This is a genomic window from Staphylococcus nepalensis (assembly GCF_002442935.1).
Classification (GTDB): domain Bacteria; phylum Bacillota; class Bacilli; order Staphylococcales; family Staphylococcaceae; genus Staphylococcus; species Staphylococcus nepalensis.
Genome location: NZ_CP017466.1, coordinates 2,334,342 through 2,351,368, shown reverse-complemented (window position 1 = coordinate 2,351,368; position 17,027 = coordinate 2,334,342). Strand labels below are relative to the sequence as shown.

Annotated in this window: 12 protein-coding genes; all 12 read left to right on the top strand. The window is 34.1% G+C overall.

Annotated features, from left to right (window positions below):
• Positions 1 to 60 precede the first annotated feature (60 nt).
• The 12 genes from hpf to BJG89_RS11225 all read left to right on the top strand — a co-directional run bounded on the left by hpf (position 61) and on the right by BJG89_RS11225 (position 16,996).
• Positions 61 to 627 (top strand): ribosome hibernation-promoting factor, HPF/YfiA family, encoded by a 567-nt coding sequence (hpf, locus tag BJG89_RS11280; protein ID WP_096810683.1) that lies wholly within the window; start codon positions 61 to 63, stop codon positions 625 to 627.
• Between the two features lie 280 nt (positions 628 to 907).
• The gene (gene secA / locus BJG89_RS11275) at positions 908 to 3,439 is read left to right on the top strand and encodes a preprotein translocase subunit SecA (RefSeq protein WP_096810682.1); all 2,532 of its coding nucleotides are present in this window, start codon (positions 908 to 910) and stop codon (positions 3,437 to 3,439) included.
• 248 nt (positions 3,440 to 3,687) lie between these two features.
• Positions 3,688 to 4,792, top strand: a protein-coding gene (prfB, locus tag BJG89_RS11270) for a peptide chain release factor 2 (protein ID WP_096810681.1) whose coding sequence is annotated in 2 segments (ribosomal slippage) — positions 3,688 to 3,759 and positions 3,761 to 4,792 — 1,104 coding nt in all. Because the reading frame shifts where the segments join, the coding sequence is not laid out codon by codon here.
• A gap of 587 nt (positions 4,793 to 5,379) precedes the next feature.
• The gene (locus BJG89_RS11265; protein WP_096810680.1) at positions 5,380 to 6,315 is read left to right on the top strand and encodes a COG3942 and LysM peptidoglycan-binding domain-containing protein; all 936 of its coding nucleotides are present in this window, start codon (positions 5,380 to 5,382) and stop codon (positions 6,313 to 6,315) included.
• 643 nt (positions 6,316 to 6,958) lie between these two features.
• Positions 6,959 to 7,600, top strand: a complete 642-nt coding sequence (locus BJG89_RS11260) for a YfbR-like 5'-deoxynucleotidase (protein WP_096810679.1) — start codon at positions 6,959 to 6,961, stop codon at positions 7,598 to 7,600.
• 5 nt (positions 7,601 to 7,605) lie between these two features.
• Positions 7,606 to 7,836: a CsbA family protein gene (locus BJG89_RS11255; RefSeq protein WP_096810678.1), complete on the top strand. Its 231-nt coding sequence runs from the start codon at positions 7,606 to 7,608 to the stop codon at positions 7,834 to 7,836.
• 311 nt (positions 7,837 to 8,147) lie between these two features.
• Positions 8,148 to 10,133, top strand: coding sequence for an excinuclease ABC subunit UvrB (gene uvrB / locus BJG89_RS11250; RefSeq protein ID WP_174221781.1), 1,986 nt, complete (start codon positions 8,148 to 8,150; stop codon positions 10,131 to 10,133).
• A gap of 5 nt (positions 10,134 to 10,138) precedes the next feature.
• Positions 10,139 to 12,976: an excinuclease ABC subunit UvrA gene (uvrA, locus tag BJG89_RS11245; protein WP_096810676.1), complete on the top strand. Its 2,838-nt coding sequence runs from the start codon at positions 10,139 to 10,141 to the stop codon at positions 12,974 to 12,976.
• A gap of 291 nt (positions 12,977 to 13,267) precedes the next feature.
• Positions 13,268 to 14,206, top strand: coding sequence for an HPr(Ser) kinase/phosphatase (hprK, locus tag BJG89_RS11240; protein ID WP_096810675.1), 939 nt, complete (start codon positions 13,268 to 13,270; stop codon positions 14,204 to 14,206).
• Positions 14,206 to 15,039, top strand: coding sequence for a prolipoprotein diacylglyceryl transferase (lgt, locus tag BJG89_RS11235; RefSeq protein WP_174221771.1), 834 nt, complete (start codon positions 14,206 to 14,208; stop codon positions 15,037 to 15,039). The genes hprK and lgt overlap by 1 nt, the downstream gene beginning before the upstream one ends.
• A gap of 9 nt (positions 15,040 to 15,048) precedes the next feature.
• Positions 15,049 to 15,522: an acyltransferase gene (locus BJG89_RS11230; RefSeq protein WP_096810673.1), complete on the top strand. Its 474-nt coding sequence runs from the start codon at positions 15,049 to 15,051 to the stop codon at positions 15,520 to 15,522.
• 25 nt (positions 15,523 to 15,547) lie between these two features.
• A complete protein-coding gene (locus tag BJG89_RS11225; RefSeq protein WP_096810672.1) occupies positions 15,548 to 16,996 on the top strand; it encodes a tetratricopeptide repeat protein in 1,449 nt (482 codons plus the stop codon).
• Positions 16,997 to 17,027: the final 31 nt, after the last annotated feature.

Here is a 17,027-nt window from a genome sequence, read left to right as displayed (position 1 = left end):
CGTGGTATTATATAGATAAGTACTATTACCAATATAGAGGTTTTAAAGGAGTCGATTACTATGATCAGATTTGAAATTCACGGAGAGAACCTCACTATTACTGATGCGATTCGCAACTATATTGAGGAAAAAATTGGTAAATTAGAACGTTATTTTAACAATGTGCCCAATGCAACCGCACACGTTAAAGTGAAAACATACCAAAACTCAACTACTAAAATAGAAGTAACTATTCCATTGAAGAATGTTACACTAAGAGCGGAAGAGCGTCATGATGATTTATATGCGGGTATTGACTTAATTAACAGCAAATTAGAAAGACAAGTTAGAAAATACAAAACACGCGTAAATCGTAAAAATAGAAAAAATGACGAACAAGAAGCATTTGCATCATTGCCCGAAGAAAAAGAAGCAGAAAATCTTCAAAACGATGACAATGATAGTGAAATCGAAATTATTCGTTCAAAAAATTTCAGTTTAAAACCCATGGATTCAGAAGAAGCAGTGTTACAAATGGATTTATTAGGCCATGATTTCTTCATATTCACGGACCGTGAAACAGATGGTACTAGTATCGTATATAAAAGAAAAGATGGAAAGTATGGACTGATTGAAACAACTGAATAATTCAGTTGCATTAGCGCCATAATATGTAAAACTGTAGCGTTCATGATTGAGTGAAATCATGGACGCTCATTTTTTGCTGTGTTATTATGTAATAATTTGAAAGTAAGACAGTAGGTTTATGTATATTCTATCTAATGAATTGTAAAATATTCAATCTACTGTAAGTAAAGTAGCAGCGGAAATAGTAAAACAATAAATGTAATAAGTGTAAATTTAAGCTAATAAATGATATTATAAATTGTTGTAAACAAAGAGTTATAAAGCTAAAGGAGCGAACAAAATGGGTTTTTTATCAAAAATTGCAGATGGCAATAAAAGAGAAATAAAACGCCTTGGTAAATTAGCCGACAAAGTCCTTGCATTAGAAGAGGATATGTCGATATTAACTGATGAAGAAATTAAAGCAAAAACAAAATCATTCCAAGAACAATTGCAAGAAGAAGAAGATATTAAAAAACAAAATAAAATGTTAGATGATATTTTACCAGAAGCATTTGCATTAGTTAGAGAAGGTTCGAAACGTGTGTTCAATATGACGCCATATAGAGTACAGGTTATGGGCGGTATCGCTATTCACGGTGGCGACATTTCTGAAATGAGAACTGGTGAAGGTAAAACATTAACAGCAACCATGCCTGTGTATTTAAATGCTCTGACTGGACGTGGTGTACATGTAATCACGGTCAATGAATATTTATCTAGTGTACAAAGTGAAGAAATGGCAGAACTATACGAGTTCCTTGGATTAAGTGTCGGTTTGAATTTAAATAGCAAGACAACTGCTGAAAAAAGAGAAGCCTACGCTTGCGATATTACGTATAGTACAAATAACGAATTAGGCTTTGATTATTTACGTGATAATATGGTGAACTACGCAGAAGAACGCGTAATGCGACCACTTAATTTTGCGATTATTGATGAGGTTGACTCTATTTTAATTGACGAAGCGCGTACGCCGCTGATCATTTCAGGGGAAGCAGAAAAATCAACTTCACTTTATACACAAGCAAATGTTTTTGCCAAAATGCTTAAAAATGAAGATGACTATAATTATGATGAAAAAACAAAAGCAGTTCAATTAACAGAACAAGGTATTGATAAAGCAGAACGTATGTTTAAAATAGATAATCTGTACGATGTGAAAAATGTTGATATTATTAGTCATATCAATACAGCATTACGTGCTCATGTGACATTACAAAGAGACGTAGACTATATGGTAAATAACGGTGAAGTGTTAATTGTTGACCAATTTACAGGTCGTACGATGCCAGGGCGTCGTTTTTCAGAAGGCTTGCACCAAGCAATTGAAGCTAAAGAGGGCGTAAAGATTCAAAATGAATCAAAAACAATGGCATCTATTACCTTCCAAAATTACTTTAGAATGTACAATAAATTGTCTGGTATGACAGGTACTGCTAAAACAGAGGAAGAAGAGTTTAGAAATATTTATAATATGACAGTAACCCAAATTCCTACCAATAGACCTGTTCAACGTATAGACAAACCAGATTTAATTTATATTAGCCAAAAAGGTAAATTTGACGCAGTAGTTGAAGATGTGATTCAAAAACATAAACAAGGTCAACCTGTCTTACTAGGTACAGTAGCAGTTGAAACAAGTGAATATATTTCTAATTTATTGAAAAAGCATGGCGTACGTCATGATGTGTTAAATGCGAAAAATCACGAACGTGAAGCCGATATTATTGCGAGTGCAGGGCAGCGCGGTGCTGTAACGATTGCTACAAACATGGCAGGCCGTGGTACAGATATTAAACTAGGTGAAGGCGTAGAAGAAATTGGCGGATTAGCAGTTATTGGTACAGAACGTCATGAATCACGTCGTATTGATGATCAATTGCGTGGTCGTTCAGGACGTCAAGGTGACAGAGGTGACAGCCGCTTCTATTTATCGCTACAAGATGAATTAATGGTGCGCTTTGGTTCTGAACGATTACAAAATATGATGAACCGTTTAGGTATGGATGATTCGACACCGATTGAATCTAAAATGGTATCACGTGCCGTTGAATCAGCACAAAAACGTGTTGAAGGTAATAACTTCGACGCCCGTAAACGTGTGCTTGAATATGACGATGTCTTACGCAAACAACGTGAAATTATATACAGTGAGCGTAATAATATCATTGATAGTGATGAGAGCGGGGAATTAATTAATACGATGCTTCGTTCAACTTTAGAAAGAAGCGTTCAATATTATGTAAGTGAAGAAGATGATGAGCCTGATTATGAGCCATTTATCAATTATATTGGTGACGTGTTCTTAAATGAAGGCGAATTAAAAGAAGAAGAGATTAAAGGTAAAGATAATGAAGATATTTTTGATATTGTATGGTCTAAAATAGAGGTTGCGTTAAAAAACCAAAAAGAGAAAATCGGCTCTCAATTTGATGAGTTTGAACGTATGATTTTACTTCGTTCTATTGATACACATTGGACAGATCATATAGATACAATGGATCAATTGCGTCAAGGTATTCATTTGCGTTCTTATGGCCAACAAAACCCATTACGTGACTATCAAAATGAAGGTCACCAACTATTTGATACAATGATGCAGAACATCGAGGAAGATGTAAGCAAGTATATCTTAAAATCAGTTATTTCCGTGGAAGATGATGTAGAACGTGATAAGACAACTGATTTTGGTAAAGCTGAACATGTTTCAGCAGAAGATGGAAAAGAAAAAGCCAAAGCGGAACCATATGTCAAAGATGAACATATAGGCAGAAATGACCCATGTCCTTGTGGCAGTGGTAAGAAATACAAAAACTGTCATGGTGCTTAGTCATACTTTAAAATCAGCATATTGTTGTGACAGTTGAATAGATACTAATAAAACCATGAATACTACGCACCTTTTACAATTAGACGCTTTAGCCTATCTGTAAAGGGTGCTTTTTTGTGAGGTTCAAGTGTATTGTTTCTATGCTTGATTTGAAATGACTATTCTAAATTTTGTAAAATAAGTATGATAGTATAGTGATAAATATAGAAATGAAAATATTCATTCGTACAAAACGGGAGAGATGCATAATGGAATTATCTGAAATGAAGCGTAACTTAGATGCTTACAAGGAAAAATTAGAACAGCTTAGGGGGTCTCTTTGACTTAGAAGAAAAAGAGACGAATATACAAGAATACGAAGAAATGATGACGGATCCTACATTTTGGGACAATCAAGACAAAGCACAAGAAATCATTGATAAAAATAATACCTTAAAACAAGTTGTCAATGCTTATAAAAGTTTAGAAGCGAGTATTGAAGATATGGAAACAACAAGAGAACTATTATTAGAAGAAGATGACGCTTCTATGAAAAATGAGTTAGAAGAAAACGTCAACAACTTTGAAAAAGAACTAAATCAATTTGAATTGCAATTATTATTAGATGGTCCTTATGATACAAATGATGCAATCATTGAATTACATCCAGGTGCAGGTGGCACAGAATCACAAGATTGGACGAATATGCTTTTAAGAATGTATCAACGTTATTGCGAACAAAAAGGATTTAAAGTTGAAATTGCAGATTATTTACCAGGCGATGAAGCGGGTGTTAAAAGTGTGACTATGATTGTGAAAGGTCATAATGCGTATGGTTATCTAAAAGCGGAAAAAGGCGTGCACAGACTCGTTCGTATTTCACCATTTGATTCATCTGGGCGTAGACATACCTCCTTTGCATCATGTGATGTAATACCTCAATTTAATAACACTGAAATAGAAGTGGAAATCAATGCTGACGATATTACGGTTGATACATTTAGAGCTTCAGGTGCAGGTGGCCAACATATCAACAAAACGGAATCAGCGATTAGAATTACACACCATCCAACAGGTATCGTTGTGAATAACCAAAACGAACGTTCACAAATCAAAAACAGAGAAGCAGCAATGAAAACATTGAAGGCGAAATTGTATCAATTAAAAATAGAAGAGCAAGAACAAGAGATGGCTGCAATTCGTGGTGAACAAAAAGAAATCGGATGGGGCAGTCAAATTAGATCGTATGTATTCCATCCTTATGCAATGGTTAAAGACCATAGAACGAATGAAGAAACAGGAAAAGTAGACGCAGTCATGGACGGTGATTTAGGTCCATTTATTGAAGCGTATTTACGAAGCCAAATGGATTAATTAGAAGAGTATTATACTGAAAATAGTAAAGCTTGAGTAGGTTGGAAACTTTCTGACGACTGACCAGAAAACAGTTAACTATAAATGCATGTACTACCTCAGTTATCTACCAATATATTTTTTGAAGTTAAGTTTGCTTGTTGTTACCTTAACCGCATTATATTTTTATGACGGGAGCGAGTATAAGAAACCAATTTAGTTTATTTGATTTCTAACTCACTCCTGTTTTTAATAAGCTACTATTTCATTATCTTTCTTTTTAAATATTCACCTAAAGTTGTTGTTGATGTAATCAATCATTTTAAGTAAGTATATAGCGTTTAGTGCTATTTTTACCAAAAACTTAAAATGTTTTAAGTTATATGTAAAACGCAAACTAAAATGTTACAGTCGTTTTTTTATATAAAACAGCCCTCCTACATAAGGGGGCAGTATCAAGAGATAGAAAGATTTTTATTCGTTATACTTTAAAAGATATTTTAATAATTATCTATTGTATTACAAAACTATAACATTCACCTAAATCTTAAGTGCTTATGCTATATTATGATTGATTAAATTTAGACAGCAAAGGATTGAAACTTATAATGAAGAAAGGCTTAACATTTTCTGTAACATCAGCAGCTTTGTTTTTAGGAATAAATGGATTAGCATCGGCTGATCAAACTCATACAGTAAAAGAAGAGGCTAACTTGTCAGATATTGCGCGCGCGTTTGCAACAACGATAAACACAATACAATCATTAAATCACTTGGAGAACGTACAAACAGTTCAAGTTGGCCAAACATTAGTACTTCCAGATACAGATATTGTAGAAGTTAAAGAAGGAGACACGCTACAAGATATTGCGTATAAGTATAAATTAACTTTGGATGAAATTTACCAATTAAATCCATATTTAAATGAAATCATTTATCCTGGACAATTAATTGCTGTGTCGCAAAAGGGCTCATCGCATTTAAATAATCAAATAACAAGTATGTATGCACAACGTGGGAACAATGAAAATAATGAGTCTGGTATTGCGAGTATAAATGAATCAACAGCTTCAAATACACATCATTTTACATCGTTATCCAATCATTCAACGCCTGTATATCAACAGACTTGGTCATATTCAAATGCCGTGGCTTCAAATAATGAAGTAAACGACGTTGGTCATCATGATAGTTATTATCAACCGTCTCAAGCTGTAGCCAATGGACAGAATTACTATGATTGGGGTCAGTGTACGTATTATGCATTTGATAGACGCCAACAACTTGGCAAATCAGTGGGTAGCCTATGGGGCAATGCAAATAACTGGGCGTCAGCAGCACGTCAAAATGGTTACGTGGTTAATTCCACACCAGAAGTAGGTGCTATCATTCAAAGCAGTGCCGGAAATTATGGTCACGTAGGCGTTGTTGAACGTCAAAATATGGACGGATCCATTTTAGTGTCAGAAATGAATTGGAACGGCTTTGGCCAAAAATCTTATAGAACGATTCATAATACAGGACAATATAATTACATTCATTAACTACCATAAAATAGATTCCATTTCAGTAGGAACAATAAGCATTTATAGATGAAACGATGATATGGCCCAGAAAACGTATTTTCTAAAATCACGTTGCTACCCATCCTAGCAAAGATGACTAGAAACAAGTGTGATACATGGGCTATAGTTTTCCTACTAGCTAGTTTCAGTGTATTACATGAGCTCAGCTCATGCATAAGTATGTCTTTAAAAGTAGTACTTTAGAAGCAACGCTTTATAAGCAATAATGCTTTAGAAATTAAACTTAAGTTATTTTCATTTTAGCCATATGCTGACGATACCATATTTGAGGTCGAGACATTATTTATGTCACGGCCTCTTAGTTATGATGACGTCCTTAAATAAATGGATGTGAAAATGTATTTATATTAAACATGTTGTATAAAATCATTCATTATATAGTAAGATAATGCCACTTTTAACGTATAACATCTCTAAACTACTTTTGTGGTATTTTGAAAATATCAAAACAGGTAAAACTTGAAACAAGCGTATACTTGATTATATCTTTAAATTAGTATTAATTATTGACAATCAACCATATTAAAAAGACATTTTACTTGTTGAATGATATTATAAAACCAAGTATAATCAATCATTAAATAAATGAGGAGGCGCTATCATGGGAATACATCAATATTTTAAACGCTTATCAGATTTAGAAAAATTAATTAGATTGCCAGGAAAGTTTAAATATTTTGAGCATAATGTTGCTGCCCATTCCTTTAAGGTAACTAAAATTGCTCAATATTTAGGTACAGTCGAAGAATACCACGGCAATGAAGTAGATTGGAAAAGTTTATACGAAAAAGCCTTAAACCATGATTTCGCTGAGATTTTCACAGGAGATATTAAAACGCCTGTCAAATATGCTAGTGGTGAATTGAAAAAATTATTCTCTCAAGTAGAAGAAGAAATGGTTGATCATTTTATCAGTGAAGAAATACCAGAGCAATATCAAGCGATATATCGTAAACGTCTTCAAGAAGGCAAAGATGATTCGCTAGAAGGTCAAATTCTATCTGTTGCTGATAAAATTGATTTATTATATGAAACATTTGGTGAAATACAAAAACGTAATCCTGAACCTTTATTTTTTGAGATATATGAAATGTCTCTCGAAACAATCATGCAGTTTGACCATTTAAACTCAGTACAAGATTTTATAGAAAATATTATCCCAGAAATGCTAACAGAGAAATTTATACCTAAATCTGAACTACGAGAAACGACGATGTCTATTTTAAATAATAGGAATGGGTGACATAAATGATTTGGTATATACTTGCATCCTTTTTTCCCTGTATACTTGTAGTGCTTTTTAGCGTATTGACAAGAAGTAAATGGGTAGGAACTATTTTAACTTTAATTTTAATAGGGACTTCAATTGAAAAGGGCTTTTTCCATGATGAATGGATAATTTTTATAGATGTAGCTTCATTATTAACTGGTTACTTGATTATTGATCAACTCGAGCTACATAAAAAAGATGATGATTGAATAATAGGTATTAAGCAACTTAATTGATACGATATTAGGAACGGTATATAATGATTTAACTTCATTTTCTAGAATTAAAAATAGTAACTTAGACAAACATGGTGGTTTACTATGTTTGTTTTTATTTAGGAATAAAGTAATATGAAACTACGAACAAATGTTTGTGTTTGAATCTGTGCATCTGTTAAAATATAAAATGTTAAGAGTATATTTTAATAAAATCTAGATACGCCAAAAATAAATTAGTCGAGTGATTAATTAGCTAGTTAAGTTATGTTCGTACGATAGAAATACAATAGGAGGCATGTGTTATTATGGAACACTACCCATTTAAATTGAAATCAGATTTTGATCCTAAAGGGGATCAACCAGCAGCAATACAAAAAATCGTAGATGGCGTGAATGAAGGAAAAAGGCATCAGACATTACTTGGTGCTACAGGTACAGGTAAAACATTTACGATGAGTAATGTGATTCAACAAGTTGGCAAACCAACCTTAATCATTGCCCATAATAAAACTTTAGCTGGTCAATTATATAGTGAATTTAAAGAATTTTTTCCTGAAAATAGAGTGGAATATTTTGTCAGTTATTATGATTATTACCAACCAGAAGCTTATGTCCCATCGACAGATACTTTCATAGAAAAAGATGCGTCAATCAATGATGAAATTGACCAATTGCGCCATTCTGCTACGAGTGCATTGTTTGAAAGAGATGATGTAATCATTATTGCTAGTGTCAGTTGTATTTATGGCTTGGGGAACCCGGAAGAATACCGTGACTTAGTAGTAAGTGTACGCGTAGGTATGGAAATGGATAGAAGTGAATTGCTGAAAAAACTTGTAGATGTACAATATACTAGAAACGACATTGATTTTAGACGTGGTACATTTCGTGTTAGAGGTGACGTTGTAGAAATCTTCCCAGCTTCTCGTGAAGAAATGTGTATTCGCGTTGAATTTTTCGGTGATGAAATTGATCGTATACGCGAAGTGAATTATTTAACAGGTGAAGTATTGAGAGACCGAGAACACTTTGCAATCTTCCCAGCCTCCCACTTCGTTACACGTGAAGAGAAAATGAAATCAGCTATTCAGCGCATTGAAAATGAACTTGAGGCACGTTTGGCAGAGCTTCGTGCAGAAAATAAGTTGTTAGAAGCGCAGCGTCTTGAACAAAGAACAAACTATGATTTAGAAATGATGAGAGAAATGGGATTTTGTTCAGGTATTGAAAATTATTCAGTACACTTGACTTTAAGGCCGATGGGGTCTACACCATATACGTTACTAGATTACTTTGGCGACGATTGGCTTGTTATGATAGACGAATCACACGTAACGTTGCCACAAATTAGAGGTATGTATAACGGTGACCGTGCGCGTAAGCAAGTTTTAGTTGATCATGGTTTCAGGCTTCCTAGCGCTTTAGACAATAGACCATTAAAGTTTGAAGAGTTTGAAGATAAAACAAAACAACTTGTATACGTTTCTGCGACGCCAGGGCCATATGAATTAGAACATACCGATGAAATGGTCGAACAAATCATACGTCCTACCGGGTTATTAGATCCTCAGATAGAAGTAAGACCAACGGAAAATCAAATTGATGACTTGCTTGGAGAAATTCAAGAACGTATCGATCGCAATGAACGTGTTTTAGTTACAACACTGACTAAGAAAATGAGTGAAGACTTGACCACTTATATGAAAGAAGCTGGTATCAAAGTCAATTACTTACATTCAGAAATCAAGACATTAGAGCGTATTGAAATTATTCGCGACCTACGTGTAGGCACATATGATGTTATTGTAGGTATTAACTTATTAAGAGAGGGTATTGATATACCAGAAGTATCTCTTGTTGTGATATTAGACGCGGATAAGGAAGGTTTCTTGCGTTCACAACGATCACTCGTCCAAACGATAGGGCGTGCCGCGCGTAATAGTGGTGGGGAAGTTATTATGTACGGTGATAAAATTACTGATTCTATGCGTTATGCGCTAGATGAGACAGAACGGCGTCGTTCCATCCAAAAAGAATATAACGAGAAATATAACATTACGCCTACTACAATTAACAAGAAAATACATGACGTGATTAGTGCTACAGTTGAAACTGATGAAACCAATGAACAACAACGTACAGAAGTACCTAAGAAAATGACGAAAAAAGAACGTGAAAAAACAATTGCTAATATAGAAAAAGAAATGAAACAAGCAGCTAAAGATCTAGACTTTGAAAAAGCAACTGAACTCAGAGATATGTTATTTGAATTAAAAGCAGAAGGGTGACAAATATGAAACAACCATCCATTGTAGTTAAAGGGGCACGTGCCCATAATTTAAAAGATGTAGATATAGAAATACCTAAGGATAAACTTATTGTAATGACAGGTTTATCAGGCTCAGGTAAATCATCGCTTGCTTTCGATACAATATATGCAGAAGGGCAACGCAGATATGTTGAATCCTTAAGTGCATATGCAAGACAATTTTTAGGACAAATGGATAAACCAGATGTTGATACGATAGAAGGTTTATCGCCTGCTATTTCAATTGACCAAAAGACAACGAGCAAGAATCCGAGATCTACTGTTGCGACAGTTACAGAGATTTATGATTATATTCGCTTATTATATGCACGTATTGGGAAACCATTTTGTCCTAATCATGGTATTGAAATAGAATCACAAACAGTACAACAAATGGTAGACCAAGTATTGCAACTGGAAGCACGTACTAAGATACAGTTACTTGCACCAATAGTGTCACATCGAAAAGGCGCTCATGAGAAATTAATTGATGATATTAGTAAAAAAGGTTATGTTCGTGTACGCGTTGATGGTGAAATTACAGATGTTAATGAGGTGCCAAACCTCGATAAAAATAAAAATCATACGATAGAAGTTGTGGTAGACCGTCTTGTTATAAAAGAAGGCATTGAAACACGCTTAGCTGACTCTATCGAAACTGCTTTGCAACTAGCAGAAGGTAACTTAATTGTAGATATCATTGGTGGAGAAGCATTAAAATTTTCCGAAAATCATGCTTGCCCTATCTGTGGATTCTCAATAGGAGAGCTAGAACCACGTATGTTTAGTTTTAATAGCCCGTTTGGTGCTTGTCCGACTTGTGATGGGTTAGGACAAAAACTTATGGTGGATTTAGATTTAGTCATACCTGATAACCATAAGACGTTGAATGAAGGCGCAATTGTCGCTTGGGAGTCATCGAGTTCAGATTTTTATCCAACATTGTTGAATCGTGTATGCGAAGTATATAAAATTAACATGGATAAACCTTTTGAAAAACTAACAGAGCGTCAAAAGGACATTATACTTTATGGTTCAAAAGATAAAGAAATTGAATTCACTTTTAAACAACGTAACGGTCAAACCAGAAAACGTACAATGGTTTTTGAAGGCGTTATAAATAACATTAATAGACGCTATCATGATTCCCCTTCAGAACTAGTAAGAGAAATGATGAGTAAATATATGACAGAACTTACATGTGAAACTTGTCATGGTAAAAGGTTAAGCCGCGAGGCATTATCTGTATACGTAGATGGTAAAAACATTGGCGAGGTTGTAGAACGTTCTATTAAGGATGCATTATATAATTATGAACATATTTCATTATCAGAACAAGATAGAAAAATTGCCAATCAAATATTGAAAGAAATTAATTCTAGGCTAGAATTTTTATATAATGTAGGGTTAGAGTATTTAACATTAAACCGTGCTTCAGGCTCTTTATCAGGTGGGGAAGCACAACGTATTCGTTTAGCAACACAGATTGGTTCGAGGCTCTCTGGTGTTCTTTATGTGTTGGACGAACCATCTATTGGTTTACATCAGCGCGATAACGATCGTTTAATCAATACATTGAAAGAAATGCGTGATTTAGGTAACACGTTAATCGTAGTCGAACATGATGATGATACCATGCGTGCTGCAGATTATTTAGTGGATGTTGGTCCAGGCGCTGGAGACCATGGTGGAGAAATTGTTGCTAGTGGAACACCTAAACAAGTTATGAAAAATGCTAAGTCATTAACGGGTCAATATTTAAGTGGTAAAAAGAAAATAGAAGTCCCGGAATCACGCCGTGAAGTTACAGATAGAGCGGTCAGCATTAAAGGAGCGCGTAGTAATAACTTAAAAAGTGTCGATGTGGACTTCCCACTTTCAACTATGACGCTTGTTACAGGGGTTTCTGGATCTGGTAAGAGTACTTTAGTCAATGAAATACTATATAAATCTTTGGCTAAACAAATTAATAAATCTAAAGTTAAACCTGGTGATTATGATGAAATTCAAGGTATCGATCAACTTGATAGAATTATTGATATAGACCAATCACCTATTGGAAGAACGCCACGTTCAAATCCAGCGACCTATACAGGTGTATTTGATAACATCAGAGATATTTTTGCCCAAACGAACGAAGCAAAAGTAAGAGGTTATTCTAAAGGCCGCTTTAGCTTTAATGTTAAGGGCGGACGTTGTGAAGCGTGTAAAGGTGATGGCATTATTAAAATAGAAATGCACTTTTTACCAGATGTGTATGTACCTTGTGAAGTTTGTGGCGGTTCAAGATACAACCGAGAAACGCTTGAAGTGACTTATAAAGGTAAAAATATTGCAGACGTTTTAGCAATGACTGCGGAAGAAGCGACAAACTTTTTTGAAAATGTTCCGAAAATTTACCGTAAATTGAAAACATTAGTAGATGTTGGTTTAGGCTATATTACTTTAGGTCAACCAGCGACTACTTTATCTGGCGGAGAAGCGCAACGTGTTAAACTTGCTTCAGAGTTGCACAAACGCTCTACAGGTCGTTCGATATATATTTTGGATGAACCAACCACTGGTTTACATGCGGATGATATTAGTCGTTTATTAAAAGTGTTAAATAAATTAGTAGAAAATGGGGATACTGTCGTTGTGATTGAACACAATTTAGATGTTATTAAGATGGCAGATCACATTATTGATTTAGGGCCAGAAGGCGGCGATGGCGGTGGTACTATTGTGGCAACTGGTACACCAGAAGCTATTGCAGAAGTGAAAGAAAGTTATACTGGTCAATATTTAAAACCAATCTTAGAGCGAGATACAGTGCATCAATAAGAAATAAATAATCATTTCTCATAAATGAGATGGAACTACTCTATACAACTGGCATAACCGGATGTACAGAGTAGTTTTTTTATCCGTAAAATTGAATAATCTATGTCAAATGCTAAGTGTATCGTAAATAAAATAAAAGTTAGTAATATCGTTAATAAATAATATAAGGTATGATATTAAGGATGGGAATTTAATTTTATCCTTTTATCCTTTTTTATATAGATTATCATTCCTTTTTGATATGATAATGACATATGAAAATTCAGGAGAAATATTAATAGAGGTGAACTTATGTTAACAACCAAGAGTTTAATTGAACGCTTTGACCTTGAACTTATTGCAGGGGAACCGGGTTTAAATAAACAAATAAAAAATACAGATATTTCAAGACCAGGATTAGAAATGGCGGGTTATTTTTCGCATTATGCCTCTGACCGTATTCAATTACTAGGAACAACAGAATTATCATTTTATAATTTACTTCCAGACGAAGAACGCAAAGGTAGAATGAGAAAATTATGTCGCCCAGAAACACCAGCGATTATCGTGACAAGAGATTTAGAACCGCCTGAAGAATTGGTGGCATCAGCGAAAGAGTTTGATACACCATTGATTACATCAACAGTTGCAACGACCCAATTGATGAGTCGTTTAACTACATTTTTAGAACATGAATTAGCACGCACAACATCTCTACATGGTGTACTTGTAGACGTATACGGCGTTGGTGTACTCATTACTGGTGATTCAGGCATAGGGAAAAGTGAAACAGCGCTTGAATTAATAAAGCGCGGGCATCGACTTGTAGCAGATGATAATGTAGAAATTAGAGAAATTAGTAAGGATGAATTAATAGGTCGACCACCTAAACTCATTGAGCATTTACTAGAAATTAGAGGTTTAGGTATTATTAACGTGATGACATTATTTGGAGCGGGTTCTATTTTAACTGAAAAACGTTTACGCCTAAATATTCATTTAGAAAATTGGCATAAAGATAAACTATATGATCGTGTAGGGTTAAACGAAGAAACTTTACGTATTTTAGATACTGAAATTACTAAAAAAACAATTCCAGTAAGACCTGGGCGTAACGTAGCAGTCATCATAGAAGTTGCGGCGATGAATTATCGTCTTAATATTATGGGCATTAATACCGCTGAAGAATTCAATGATCGCTTAAATGCTGAAATATTACGTAACGGTAGTAATAACAAGGAGAATGAATAATGGTACTGAATTACATCGACCCAATTGCATTTGAGCTAGGGCCTATATCGGTACATTGGTATGGCATTATTATTGCTGTTGGCATATTAATGGGTTATTTTATTGCACAAGAAAGCATTAAACGCATAGGATTTGATAAAGATACTTTAGTAGACATTATCTTCTGGAGTGCCATATTTGGCTTTATCGTGGCTAGAATTTATTTCGTCATTTTTCAATGGCCATACTACGCACAAAACCTAATAGAAATACCAATGATTTGGTACGGGGGTATTGCAATACATGGCGGTCTTATCGGCGGTTTTATTACCGGCATCATCGTCTGTAAGCAAAAAAATATCAACCCATTCCAGATTGGTGATGTAGTCGCACCGAGTTTAATTTTAGGACAGGGTATCGGAAGATGGGGCAACTTTATGAATCATGAAGCCCATGGTGGCCCAGTTTCTAAAACAGTTTTAGAAAATCTTCACATTCCAGATTTCATTATTAATAATATGTATATAGAAGGCCAATATTATCAACCAACCTTTTTATATGAATCTGTATGGGATATTTTAGGATTTGTCGTATTGATCTTGCTGAGAAAACATTTACGTATAGGTGATACATTTGCACTATACCTTATTTGGTATTCTATTGGCAGATTTTTCGTAGAAGGTATGCGTACAGATAGTTTAATGCTTACGAGTGATATCCGTGTAGCGCAAGTGATGTCTATCGTACTTATTATTGCAGGTGTCATACTTATGATTATAAGAAGAGTGAAATATAACGCACCAAGATATAAAGATGTGGGGCCTTTAACATGGCCAAATCAAAAGGTGAAGTGATAGAATATAATGCGTGACTTAAAAAAGACGAAGGTAAACGGTAAAAATCCTCTATGGTATATGTATCGTTATATAAACGGTTTTAAAATGTTTAAACAAACATGCATTATAGAGGTTTGTCGCTATTTACCAAATGTTAAATTAAAATATTGGATTTACCATAAACTATTAAATATGAATATAGGTAGTCATACGTCATTTGCTTTTAAAGTGGTACCAGATTTACTACACCCTGAATATATAACAATTGGTGAAAATTGTGTGATAGGATATAATACGACGATTTTGACACATGAATTTTTAGTAGATGAATTTAGAACAGGGCGTGTCTATATAGGAAATAACACGTTAATTGGTGCGAATGTTACAATATTACCTGGCGTTAAAATAGGAGATAATGTAAAAGTTGGAGCGGGTACAGTGGTGTCTAAAGACGTTCCAAATGATACATTAGCATTTGGCAATCCGATGCAATTTAAATAATTAGTGATACAGGAGGTGAGCATGGATGGCGCAAAAAAACAATAAAGTTATATCAATGAAACTAGACAGTCCTTTTTATAAAAAATTAGCTGATCAAAAATTTCAACAACAAGATTATAAAAAGGCTGCAGAATATTATGAAAAAGTGCTTGAAATGTCACCCCAAGAATTTGATGATTTTGAAATTAAAGTGAAATTTTCAGAATGCTTAGCACATCTTGGTTATCATAACAGAGCAGAACATATTTTTTATGAAATGATTGCTAAACAAACATCTGTAATCGATAGTTATTATCAACTTAGTCAATTAAACATCACATTAAACGAAGCAAACAAAGCGTTTTTATTTGGGATGAATTACGTGATTTTAGCAGAAGATGAAGACTATAGAGAAGAATTAGAAGACATGTTTGAGGTCTCTTATAATTCTGAGGAAAAGATTGAGACCGAGTGTCAACTATTCGCTATTCAGCTCATTTTTCAATATTTATTTTCACAAGGTAGATTACCTGAAGCACGCAATTTTGTTCTGAACCAAAATGGAGAGATTCAAGATCATCGTGTTGTCAGAAATCTGCTTGCAATGTGTTACCTATATTTAAACGAATATGATACTGCCAAAGTCATGTTCGAACGCCTGCTTAATGAAGACAATACAGATGTACATGCACTTTGTCATTATACATTATTATTATATAACACAAATGATAAAGAAAAATATCAGCGCTATTTAAATATCTTAAGTAAAGTCATACCGATGAATGACGACGAATCCTTTAAATTAGGTATTGTACTTTGTTATTTAAAGCAATATGAAGCTTCGCAAAATTTATTACAACCTCTATATAGAAAAGGTAAGTTTCTTTCAATCCAAATGTATAATGCCCTAAGCCATAATCATTTCCATTTAAATCATATTGAAGATAGCAAATATTTTTGGTCTAGATTACAAGAAATTTCGCAAGTTGATGTAGGTTACGCCCCATGGGTAATTGAGGAAAGTAAAGATTATTTTAATCACCAAGTATTACCGTTACTGTTAAGTGATGATAGCCACCATAGGTTATATGGCATTTTCTTATTAAATCAATTAAAAGGTCGAGAAGTTTTATTAACGCAAGACATATGGGCTGTGCTAGAAGGTATGAATGATTATGAGAAATTATATTTAACTTATCTAATCCAAGGATTACAACTCAATAAGTTAGATTTTATTCATAGAGGCATGTTAATGTTATATAATATCGATTATTTGAAAAACAACTCAGAATTATTTATTGTATGGATTGATAAAGCAGAAGCAATTATTGCTGAAAAAGCAGATTTAACGCACGTAGATGATTATGTTGCTGCTTTCGTGTATATGTATTATCGGAGTATGGATATGAAAATTACGAAACAACAAGTCGTTGAGTGGTTTGACATAACAACATATCGTTTGAATAAGACGATTGATTATTTGATAAGCATATAATTTTATAAAATGCAAGAAAACGTATATAATG